At 76.2% G+C, this 12,950-nt stretch carries 1 protein-coding gene; it reads left to right on the forward strand.

The window, feature by feature from the left end:
* Positions 1-41: 41 nt before the first annotated feature.
* Positions 42-12,950: an SDR family NAD(P)-dependent oxidoreductase gene (locus ACZ7D7_RS09770; protein WP_470823452.1), complete on the forward strand. Its 12,909-nt coding sequence runs from the start codon at positions 42-44 to the stop codon at positions 12,948-12,950.

Below are 12,950 nucleotides of genomic sequence, written 5' to 3' on the forward strand. Positions count from 1 at the left end.
GACCGGACTGCAGAAAGACCGGACTGGAGGAACAACGGCGCATGAAGCCGAACGTCGTCACGGGTGACTTCCGCGTCACGCGAGCAGATGTCCTGGCCTTCGCGGAGGCGGGCGGCGACCACAGCCCGCTGCACGTCGACGAGACGTACGCCCGCCGGACACCCTTCGGGCAGCCGGTGGCGCACGGGGCGCTGTGCGTGCTCCGCGCCCTGGCCCTGGCCCCCGCGCCCGGCTCCGGACGGCGCCTGGCCTCCCTCCGCGCGCGCTTTCCCGGACCGGTCTACCCGGACCAGCTCTACCGCTGGGAGGCCGAGCACACTCCCGGCGGTCCGTCCCGCGTACGCGTCCTGGACGGCCGCCGCACCCTCGCCGAGATCGAGACCCGGTACGCCGAAGGCACCGTGCACGCGCCGCCCGCGAGGCCCGCCCGGCACCGGTTCACGGCCGAGGCCGCCCGCACACCGGTGACCGGACTCGCCCCCGGCGCCCGGCTCGGCACCCACTACCGCCCCGACTGGCAGGCGCTCCGCGGCCTCGTGGACGCGGAAGGGCTCGCGGACCGGGGAGTGGGCGTGGACCACGTCGCCGTGCTGGCCTGGGCGAGCCAGCTGGCCGGCATGGAGGCGCCCGGCCGCGCCGCGCTCGTCAGCGGCATCGACGCCGACTTCGAACCCCTCGCCGCACGACGGGGCTTCTCCGCGCGGGCGGTCCTCGCCGACGTCGACCCGCGCTACCGCTCCGTGCGGCTCACGGGCGACGTGACCGCCGGGCACAGCACGGCCCACGTGGAGGTCCGTGTCTTCGCCCGCCGCGAGACCGACGCACCGGACCCGGACCGGCTGCGCGCCCTGCTGCCCGCCGACGGCGGCCTGCGGGGCAGGACCGCCGTCGTGTGCGGCGGCAGCCGCGGACTCGGCGCGGCACTCGTCCAGGCACTCGCCCTGTCCGGCGCCACCGTCCACCTCGCCTACCGGGACAGCGCCGCCGAGGCCGAGGCGCTCGTCGCCGCGCTCGGCCCCGACGGCGGCCGCGTCCACCTGCACCGCGGGGACGTCGCGGACCCCGCCTGGTGCGACGAACTGCGGCGCGCCGTGCGGGAGAGCGGCGGGACCCCCGACCTCCTGATCCTCAACGCGGGCCCGCCCGCCCGGCCGATGGACGTGCACCCGGACACGGCCGACCGGGCCGGCGACCACGTGACGGCGGCCCTGCGGCTCGCCCAGGCACCGCTCGCCGCGTTCGCCGGGCACATGGGCGACGGCGGCCTCGTGGTCGCCGTGTCCTCGGCCTACGCCCGCACACCGCACCGCGGCCTGGCCCACTACACGGCCGCGAAACGGGCGCTGGAAGGGCTCACGGAGGCGGTCGTCGTCGACAGCCCCGAGCTGGCCGCCCTCGTCGTCCGCCCGCCGCGCCTGGCCACCACCTTCGCCGACAGCGTCGCCGACGACAGCGCCCTGGCGGTCGAGCCCGTCGCCGCCGCCGTCGTACGACGCGTCGCGCGCGGAGTGGCGCCGGGCACCACCGAGGTACTGGCCGACTTCGACGTGCCCGAGCCGCGCCAGGCGGATGACTCCGCTGGTGCTGGTGCTGGTGCTGGTGCTGGTGTGGATGTGGACACGGGTGCGGGTGCTGATGCCGGGGCCGGGGCCGGGGCCGGCGGGAGTCTCGTCGTCGCGGCCACCTTCACCACCGATCCCCTGCACCCCGTCCTCGCCCACTGGTGCGAGCGGCTCGGGCTCGACCTGGCCGTGCGGCCGGCGGCGTACGGCCAGGTCTTCCAGGAACTCCTGGACCCGGCCGGCGCGTTCGCCACGAACCGGCGCGGCTGCGACGCGGTGCTCGTGCGCGTGGAGGACTGGCCGGAGGGCGCCGACGGCGAGCGCACCGCCGACGAGTTCGCCGCCGCGGCCCGCACGGCGGCGGCGCGCCTCTCGGTACCGCTCCTCGTCGCGCTCTGCCCGCCGTCGCCGCCCGCCCTCGCCCGCCGCGGGGCCGCCCTCCGCGCCCTGGAGGACCGCCTGTGGCGGGCCCTCGACGGTGTCCGAGGCCTGCACCTGACCCGGATCGAGGACCGGGGCGACGGCCACTGGGTGGCCGACCACCACGACGCGGCGCGCGAGGAGCACGCGCACATCCCGTACACGCCGCAGGCCTGCACGGCACTCGGCACGTCCGTCGCCCGCACCGTGCACGCCCTGCTGGGCCGCCCGTACAAGGTGCTCGTCCTCGACTGCGACAACACCCTGTGGCGCGGCGTCTGCGGCGAGGACGGCCCCCTCGGGGTGGAGCTGGGCGACGCCCACCGCCTGCTCCAGGAGTGGGCCGTACGACGGCACGACGAGGGCGTCCTTGTCTGCCTGGCCAGCAAGAACTCCGCCGAGGACGTCGACGAGGTGTTCCGGCTGCGCCCGGACATGCCGCTGCGCCCCGAACACGTCGCCGCCCGCCGCGTCGACTGGAACGCCAAGGCCGGCAACATCGGCGCGCTGGCCGCCGAACTCGGCGTCGGCCTCGACTCGTTCGTCTTCCTCGACGACAACCCCGTGGAGATCGCGGCCGTACGCGCCGCGCAGCCGCAGGTGCTCGCGCTCCAACTGCCCGCCGACGAGGCGGACTGGGCCGGGTTCCTCGCCCGGCTCTGGGCCTTCGACCGCACGCAGGTCACCGAGGAGGACCGCAGGCGCACCGAGATGTACCGCGCGGCCCGCCGCCGGGAGGAGGCCCGCGACGCGGCGCCGTCCCTCGCGGGCTTCATCGCCGGACTCGGGCTGCGCGTCGACGTCCACGAGGCCCGCGACGGCCAACTGGCCCGCGTCGCCCAACTCACCCAGCGCACCAACCAGTTCAACCTGGCGCCGCTGCGCAGGACCGAGGCGGAACTGCGCGCCGTGCTCGCCGACGGCGCCCGGTGCTGGGTGGCCGAGGTCGGCGACCGGTTCGGCGACTACGGGCTGGTGGGCGCCGCCGTGACCCGCGCCGAAGGCGACGAGGTCCGCCTGGACACGTTCCTGCTGAGCTGCCGTGTCCTCGGGCGGGGCGTGGAGCACGCGTTCCTGGCCGAAGTGGCCCGCGCCGCCACCACCGAGGGCGGGCCCACCGTCCTCGCCGCCGAGCACCGGCCGACCGAACGGAACACGCCCGCGCGGACGTTCTTCGAGGCCGCCATGGGCGAGGCCGTGGACGGAGAGGGCGGGGCGCGGCTGCACCGGGCGCCGCTCGGGCGCCTCGCCGAGCTGGAGTTCCGGCCCGACGACGGGCCGTCGCCGCAGGACGCGTCGGCCGGGCGTCGTCCGGCGGCACCGGCCGGCGGCAGCCCGACCGCCGACGCCGCCCGGCGTGCCGCACTGGCGCACCTGGCCTCCGACCTGACCGACATGACCGCGCTGCACGGCGCGGTCACCGGCGCACACGAGCCGGAGGCCGAGCGCGGGGGCGGCGGGCGTGATCCGTTCGACGCCGTACGGGCCGTGGTGAGCCGGCTCAAGCGGATCCCGGCCGCCGGTCTCACCCCGGACACCACGCTGGAGTCGCTGCAGCTGGAGTCCCTGGAGATCGTGGACGCGACGGTCGCCCTGGAGAAGGACTTCGGCCGGCTGCCGAAGACGCTGTTCTTCGAGCACCGGACCCTCGGAGCCGTCGCGCGGGCCCTGGCACCGTCCACGCCCGCCGCCGCGAGCCCCGGGCTTCCACCCACGGCGCCCGCGGCCGTGTCCGAGGCAGCGCCCCCGGTCCCCGCCGCGTCCGCGCCGCTCGCCCGCGTCTTCGACCGTCCGGACGACGACGGCATCGCCGTGGTCGGGATCGCCGGCCGCTACCCGGGCGCCGATGACATCACGCAGTTGTGGGAGAACCTCAAGGCGGGTGCCGAGTCGCTCGGTGACGTCGCCGAGCGCTGGGAGCGCCGGGACGTGGTCGACCCGGACGGCGGCCCGGCCCGCACGTACAGCTCCGCCGGCGGACTCCTCGACGGCGTGGACGAGTTCGACGCGCTGTTCTTCCAACTCGCCCCGAGCGAGGCGGAGACGATGGACCCGCAGCAGCGCCTCTTCCTCCAGACCGCCTACCACGCGGTCCAGGACGCCGGGCACACCCCCGCCGGTCTGGGACGTGACGTCGGCGTCTACGTCGCCTCCATGGGCCCGGACTACGCCGTGCTGAGCGCCAACGCGGCCCTGGACGGCCACAGCCGCTACCCGAACAGCGACCTCTACCAGATCGCCAACCGCGTCTCGTACTTCATGGACTTCACGGGGCCGAGCGTCGCTGTCGACACGGCCTGCTCCGGGTCGGGCGTGGCCCTGCAGCTCGCCTGCGACGCGATCCGCGCCGGGACCGTCTCCGCCGCGCTCGCCGGCGGGGTCAACCTGATCCTGCACCCGGCCCGCCGCATCCAGTACGCCCAGCTCGGCATGATCTCGCGCACCGGCCGGTGCATGCCCTTCGGCGCCGACGCGGACGGCATGGTCACCAGCGAGGGCGTCGGCGCCGTACTGCTGCGCCCCCTGCGCGACGCGCTCGCCGACGGCGACCACGTCTACGGCGTCATCCGCGCCGTCGGCGCCAACAGCGACGGACGCACCAACGGCTTCACCGTGCCCAGCCCCCAGGCGCAGGCCGACCTCATCTCCCGTACCCTGCGCAGGGCCGGCACCGACCCGGCCGCCGTCGGATACGTCGAGGCCCACGGCACCGGCACCCCGCTCGGCGACCCCATCGAGATCCGCGGCCTGAGCAAGGCCTACGCGTCCGTACGCACCCCGGCGACGATCCCCGTCGGCAGCATCAAGGGCAACATCGGGCACACCGAGGCCGCCGCCGCGCTGGCCGGACTGACCAAGGTGCTCCTGCAACTGCGGCACCGCACCCTCGTGCCGTCCCTGCACTCCCAACGCCTCAACCCTGACATCGACTTCGCGGCCACGCCGTTCCACGTCCAGCAGTCCACGGCCGCCTGGCCCGCCGCCCCCGACGGCGCCCCGCGCGTCGCCGCGCTCAGCTCCTTCGGCGCGGGCGGCGTCAACGTGCACCTCGTCGTCGAGGAGGCGCCGCCGACGCCCCCGGCAGGCGCGGCACCGGCCGGAGCTCCGGCCGAACTCGTCGTGCTGTCCGCGCGGGACGAGGAGACGCTGCGCCTTTCCTGCGCGCGGCTCGCCGCCCGGCTGCGCGCCGCCGGCCCCGAACTCCGCCTCGCCGACGTCGCGTTCACGCTCCGCGAGGGGCGCGAGCACTTCGACACGCGGCTCGCGCTCGTCGTCACCGGACTGGGTGAACTCGCCGACCGCCTGGAGCAACTCGCCACTCCGGGACGGGACCTGCGCGAGGCGGTGCGGGACACCGCCGGGGCGACGCTCGGCCGGCTGGACGACGGAGGCCGCCTCGGCGACGTCTTCGACGGCACGCCGGGCGCCACCGAAGTCCTCAACGCCCTCGCCCGGCGCGGCGAGTTGGCCAAGCTCGCCCGGCTCTGGTGCCAGGGCGCCCGGCTCGACTGGCGGGACCTCCTGCGGCCGGCCGGTGGCGGCAGGCGGGTGTCCCTGCCGGGCTACCCGTTCGCCCGGGCGCGGCACTGGCTGCCCCGGGGCGGCGCCGCGTCCCGGCCGGCCACGTCGGCCACGACTGCTACGACGGTGACGCCGACTGTGCCGAGCACACCGGACGCGCCGGCCACGCCGGACGCGTCCAGCCCGCAGGGTGCGGAGCGGCGCCGCGCCGAACTCCACGTCCCCGACTGGACGCCCGTCGAGGTACCCGCGGCGGACCTGCCGCAGGACGCCACCGTCATCGTCGTCGGCGGCACCCCGGACTGGGCGCGGGACGCCGACCACCGGGTCGCCCGTCCCCGGGAGGTCACGGGCCTGGTCCGCGGTGTCCGGCACGCCGTCGTGGTCGACCGCCGCGCCCTCGACCGTGCGGCCGAGCCCTTCGGCGCGTCGCTGACCGGGGCGACCGACACCCTCGACACCCTGGCCGGTCTCGCCGGCGACGGCCGCTCCCTCACCTACGTCACTCTCACCCCGCCCGAGTGGGCGGGACCGGCCGCCGCCCTGATCGTCGGGTTCGGGCGCGCCCTGGAGCGCGAGGTCCCCGGCTTCCGCTCGGTGCGGTGCGAGATCGACTCCGGCGAACCGGGCCTCGCCCAGGTGCTGTCCCTCCTCGCGACCGGCGCGCCGGAACTGCTGGTCGACGACGCCGACCACCTCGTCCGCGCCTGGAGCCGCGCCACCGTCCCCGCCGGACAGGCGCCGCCCCTGCGGCACGGGGGACACTACGTCGTCACCGGCGGCGCGGGAGGCGTCGGACGCCTGCTGACCGCCCACCTCGTCGAGCGCTGGGCGGCGCGGGTGACCTGGCTGAGCCGCTCCGGCGCGGACACCGGCCCCGGCGACGCCCTGCCGCGCCCGGCGGCGCGGAGCGGGGGCGCGGTCCGGCAGCTGCGGGCCGACGTGACGGACCCGGCCGCCCTCGCCGCCGCCCTCGCCGACGCGCGCGAGGCGTACGGCCCCGTCCACGGCGTGATCCACGCGGCCGGGGTGCTGGGCGACGGTGCCGCGCGCGACCGTACGGCGGACGAGATGCGCGCCGTCCTGGCGCCCAAGACCTGGGGCACCGTCGCCCTGGACGCGGCCACCGCCGGGGACCCGCTGGACTTCTTCCTGCTGATGTCGTCGTTCGTCGGCACCCTGGGCAACGCCGGGCAGACGTCGTACTGCGCCGCCAACCGCTTCCTCGACGCGTTCGCGGAGCACCGCGCGTCCCTCGTGGCGCGGGGCGAGCGGTCCGGACGGTCCGTGTCCGTCGCCTGGCCGCTGTGGCGGGACGGCGGGATGGAGATGCCGGCCGCCGTCCGCCGCCTGACCGAGACGACGACCGGACTCACCCCCATCGACACACCGGCCGCGCTCGCCGCCCTGGAGGACGCGCTGCGTCTCGGCCGGTCGCGTGTCCTGGTCGGCTTCGGCCACCAGGAACGGATCGGCGCGGCGCTCGCCGGAACGGCCGAGGGGGTTGCGGCGACCGGCGGGCAGGGAGAGCCGAGCCGTGCCGGGAGACCCGTCATGAGGGACCGGCTGCGTGACCTGTTGCGGGACCTGCTGCGCGAGGAGGCGGCCGGGCTGGTCAAAGTCCCGGCCGAACAGGTCCGCGACACGGCCGAGTTCGGCGACTACGGCTTCAACTCCCTGCTGTTCACCGACTTCGCCAACCGCCTCAACGACCGCCTGGGGCTCGCGCTCACACCGGTGGTCTTCTACCAGCACTCGACCGTCGAGGCGTTGACGTCGGCGCTGCTGGAGAGCGCGGAGCCTGCTCTGGCGGCTGCGGCTGCGGCTGTGGAGCCCGTGGAGTCCACGGAGCCCGCTGCGCCCGCGGAGCCCGCTGCGCCCGCGGAGCCCGTGGTGTCCGCGGCGGCCGCCTCCGTCGCACCGGTCACCGAGTCCCGCCCCACGGCCGCCGTCCCCGCACCCGTCGTTCCTCCGCACGCCGACCCCGTGCGTCCCGGCACCATGCCCCCGGTCGCCGTCATCGGCATGGCCGGCCGGCTGCCCGGGTCGCCGGACCTGGACGCCTACTGGGCCCATCTGATCGAGGGCCACGACCTCGTCGTGCCCGCGCCCGGGGACCGCTTCGGCGGTTCCGTGCCGGCCGGCGGATTCCTGGACGACATCCTCGCGTTCGACGCCGAGTTCTTCGCGGTCTCGCCCCGCGAGGCCCGCCTGATGGACCCCCAGCAGCGGCTGTTCCTGGAAGCCGCGTGGCACGCCGTCGAGGACGCCGCGATCCGCCCGTCGTCCCTCGCCGGCAGCCGCACCGGCGTGTTCGTCGGCGCCACCCTGTCCGACTACGCCGACCTGCTCGGCCGGGCCGGCGAGGAGGTCGCCGCCCACAGCATCACCGGCCACGTCCAGAGCGTCATCGCCAACCGCCTGTCGTACCTGCTGGACCTGCGCGGCCCGAGCGAGGTGGTCGACACCGCCTGCTCCAGCTCGCTGACGGCGCTGCACCGGGCGCTGGCCGCGCTGGAGGCGGGGGAGTGCGAACTCGCCGTCACCGGTGGGGTGAACGCGCTGTTCTCGCCGGCGTGGTTCGACTCGCTGGGCCAGGCCGGGATGCTCTCGCCGACCGGCCGCTGCTGGACCTTCGACGAACGGGCCGACGGTTTCGTACGGGGCGAGGGCGTCGGCGTCGTCGTCCTCAAACCGCTGGACCGGGCCCTGGCCGACGGCGACCCGATCCGTGCCGTCGTCCGGGGCAGCGCCGTGAACCACGGCGGCCGGGCCCACTCCCTGACCGCGCCCCGCCCAGAGGCCCAGGCCGAGGTGGTCACCGCCGCGCTGGACCGCGCCGGCGTCGACCCGCGCACCGTCACGTACGTCGAGACGCACGGCACCGGGACGCGGCTCGGCGACCCCATCGAGATCGCGGGCCTGACCGCCGCCTTCGACCGGCCCGGCACGCGTGCCGAGGGACGGGGGCCCTGGTGCCATCTGGGCGCGGTGAAGGCGAACATCGGGCACCTGGAGTCCGCCGCGGGCGTCGCCGGGCTGCTCAAGGTGCTGCTCGCGCTGCGCCACCGCACCCTCCCGCCGAACGCCGTGGGGGAGCGGGCCAACCCTCATCTGCGGCTCGACGGCACGCCGTTCCACGTCCTGCGCGAGGCCCGGCGGTGGCGGCCCGTCGACGCCTCCGGCGCTCCCCTGCCGCTGCGCGCCGGGATCAGTGCCTTCGGCTTCGGCGGGGCCAACGCCCATGTGGTCGTGGAGGAGCCGCCCGCTCCGGTGGCGCGGGCCACGCGGCCCGGCTCCGGCGGGGATCACGTCCTCGTCCTGTCCGCGCCCGACGACGACCGGCTGCGTGCCCACGCGCGGGTGCTGCGCGACGAACTGCGGGACGGGCGCGAGGACTTCGCCGACCTCGCGTACACGTCGCGCGTCGCACGCGACCCGCTGCGTGCCCGCCTGGCGCTCGTCGTGCCCGGCCGTGCGGAGGCCCTGGCCGCCCTCGACGCCTTCCTCGACGGCCGTACGGCGCCGGGGTTGCACACCGGGACCGAAGCCGGGGCCGAGACCGAAGCCGGGGCCGAGACCGAGGCCGGGGCCGAGGCAGGGGCGGGCCGGGAACCGCACCAGGCGGCTCGTCGGTGGGTCGCCGGGGACGACGTCTCCTGGCCGGTCGAACCGGGGCGACGCCGCGTGCCTTTCCCGGCCCGCCCGTTCGACCACTCCCACCGGTACGGGCCGGCAGCCGTGGTGACTCCGACAGCTCCTGCGCCCTCCGCGGAGGAGTCCGGTACGTCGTCCCTGCGGCTGCTCGCTCGCACCTGGACGCCCGCGCCCGCCCGGGGCGTGTCCGTGCCCGCCGGGCGGCGCCTCACCACCCTCGTGGTCGTGGGTGCCGAGGCCGACGCCGGACTGGCCGAGGAACTGGCCGGGCTGGACGGACACGACGTCGTCGTCCTGCGCGAGCCCTCACCCCTGCCGCTGCCGTGCGCCCGCACCGTGGAGGCCGATCTCGGCGACCGGGAGCGCATCCGCGAGGCGCTGAGCGGTGAACTGGCCGCGCACGGGCCGTTCGACGTCGTCATCGACGCGGTCGACGCCCTCGCCGCCCCGGGACGGCCGCCCCGGCACGCCGGCCGGATCGCCCTGCTCCAGCAGCTGGCCTCACGGGCCCGGGACCACGCGGTCACCGTGATCCACGTCCGGCCGACGGCGGAGAACCGACCGGTCGACGCCGGGCACGGAGGCGCCGGGCACGGAGGCGCCGGGCACGGAGGCGCCGGGCACGGAGGCGCCGGGCACGGAGGCGCCGGGAACGGGAACGCCGGACACGGGTACGCCGGACACGGGTACGCCGGTAACCGGTATGCCGGTAACGGGAACGCCGGTCCAGGAGACGCCGTACTCACCGCTGCCCGGATGGCCGGCTGTGTGCGGGCCGTCGGCGCGGAGTACGCCGCAGTCACCGCCGTGACCGTCGAGTACGACGCCGTACCGGACGGGCTGCCGGGTCCGGTGGCGCTGGCCGCCGCCGAACTCGCCGCCGGTCTCGCCACCGGGGCGGCGGCCGAGGGCGCCGAGATCCGTTACGTCCGGGGCGTGCGCCACATCGGCGGCCTGGAGCCGGTCCCCGTACCGGCCGCGGGACGCGGCGGGCACCTCGGTACCTTCGCCGTGACCGCCGACCGGCCGTACGTGATCACCGGCGGTACGGGCGGCCTCGGGATCGCCGCCGCCGAACTGCTCGTCGCGCGCGGCGCACGGCGGATCGCCCTCACCGGCCGCCGCGCCCTGCCGCCGAGGGAGCGCTGGGAGCACGCCACGCCGGACGACTGGTGGGCCCCCCGCACGGCCGCGATCACCCGCATGGAGGCGGCCGGAGCCCACGTGCTGCTGCGCCACGGTCCGCCCGGAGAACTGGCCGGCTTCCTGGACGAGGTGCGCGCCCGCTTCGGTGCGCCGGCGGGCGTCCTGCACTGCGCGGGCGCCGTGTCGCCCACCCCCGCCTTCGTGCACAAGCCCCCGCAGGAGTTCGACCTGACGTGGGAGCCGAAGGGACCGGCGCTGGCCGCGCTCGACCGGGCCCTCGGCGACGACGAACCCGACTTCGTCGTCCTCTACTCCTCCGTCTCCGCGCGGATGCCGAAGCTCGCCGTCGGCCTCAGCGACTACGCCGCCGCCAACGCGGCCCTGGACGACTACGCCGCGTTCGCCCGGGCCCGCTCCCGTGCCCGCGGCAGCGCCACCCGCTGGCTGTCCCTCGCCTGGGGCAGCTGGACCGGCATCGGCATGGGCGAGGTCACCACGCCCCGCTACGGAGAGGTGGGCCTGGCCCCCATGAGCCCCGAGGACGGACTCACCCTGCTCGACGCCGCGTTGGCGACCGACGGGCACGCGACGCTCGCAGCGGTCGCCGCACGGCCCGGGCAGCCGGCGGTGGCGACGGGACAGCCGGTCCAGCCGGTCCAGGCGGGACAGGCGGTCGAGCCGGGACAGCCGGTCCAGCCGGGACAGGCGGTCGAGCCGGGACAGCCGGTCCAGCCGGGACAGGCGGGACAGCCGGTCCAGGCGGCTCAGGGAAGCGACGTCTCCCCGGCCGGGGACGACGCGCGCCTCGTCGGGCGCTGCGCCGCCCTTGTCGCGGACGTGCTCGCCGAGGTGCTCGGTACGCCGCTCCACCGCATCGCCCACGACCGGCCGTTCGCCGACCTCGGCGTCGACTCGATCCTCATCGCGAGCATCGTCGTCAGGCTGGAGGCCGCCACCGCCGCACCCCTCGACCCGTCCGTCGTCCTGGAACACCCCACGGTCGAACGGCTCGCCCGCCACCTGGTCGACGCCCACCGCGAGGGCATCACCCGCTGGGCCTCCGACGCGCCCGCAGCCACGGAACAGCCCACGGGCGAGCCGCGGTCCGGCGCCGACGAGCCCGTCAACGAGGCCCCCATCGCCGCGCCTCACCCCACCACCCTGTCCGCGCCGACCGCCGACCGGGCCCCCGGCCACATCCCCGGCCACACCCCGGGTCACGCCCCCGGCATGCCCCTCGCCGTCATCGGCATGGCCGGCCGGTTCCCGGGCGCACCCGACACCGCCGCCTTCTGGGACCTGCTGCGCCACGGCCGGTCCGGCATCCGCGAGGTGCCGCGCAGCCGCTGGGACGTGGCCTCGCGCTACTCGCCCGAGTACGCGCCCGGCATGAGCATCAGCAAGTGGGGCGGCTACCTCGACAACATCGAGGACTTCGACCCCGCCTACTTCGGCATCCCCGAGGCGGACGCCGCGCACGTCGACCCCCTGACCCGGCTGTTCCTGGAGACCGCCGAGACGGCCATCGCGGACGCCGGTTACCGGGGCGAGGAGCTGAACGGCCGGGCCGTCGGCGTCTACGTCGGCTCCGGCACCAGCACGTACGCGCACCGCGTCACCGTCCCCGGCCGGGCCACCGCGACCGGCCTCAACCAGAACTTCATCGCCGCCCACCTCGCCCATCTGCACGATCTGCGCGGCCCCAACCTCGTGGTGGACACGGCCTGTTCGTCGTCCCTGTCCAGCCTGCACCTCGCCCGGCAGGCGCTGGAGCTCGGGGAGTGCGAGATGGCTGTCGTGGGCGGCGCCGACCTGCTGCTGGACGAGACGCCGTACCTCTCGCTCAGCGCCGCCCGCGCCCTGTCGCCCGACGGCACCTGCCACGTCTTCGACGCGTCCGCCAACGGCTTCGTGCCCGGCGAGGGCGTCGGCGCGATCCTGGTGAAGCCGCTGGCCGCCGCCCTCGCCGACGGCGACCGCGTCCTCGCGGTGATCGAGTCGACCGCCATGAACAACGACGGCCGCACCATGGGCCTGACCACCCCCAACCCCGACGCCCAGCAGGCCGTCGTCCGCGAGGCGCTGCGCCGGGCCGGCGCCGACCCGGCGAGCGTGTCGTACGTCGAGGCCCACGGCACCGGCACCATGATCGGCGACCCCATGGAACTGCGGGCGCTGACCGGCGTGTTCGCGCAGTCCACGGACGAGCGCCAGTTCTGCGGGGTCGGCAGCGTCAAGTCGAACGTGGGGCACCTGCTGATGGCGGCGGGCATGGCCGGCCTCCAGAAGATCGTGCTGTCCCTCCAGCACCGGCAGCTGCCGCCCACCCTGCACTGCGACCGCCCCAATCCGCGCTTCGCCTTCGAGACCTCGCCGTTCCGCATCCAGGACCGGCTGGAGCCCTGGCAGCCCCGGCACGGGGTACGGCGGGCCGGCCTCAGCGCGTTCGGCTTCGGCGGCACCAACTGCCACGTCGTCCTGCGTGAACCCGTGGGTCCCGAGGAGACCGGTCGGACGGCCGTACGGACGCCCCTGCCGCCGCCCGTGTTCCAGCGGCGCCGGCACTGGGTCGAGCGCACCGGCCAGGACGATCTCCCGCGCATCACGCCACGTCCCCTGCTCGAGCTGGAGGAACTGATCTAG

This window comes from Streptomyces sp. NPDC037054 (assembly GCF_055606745.1).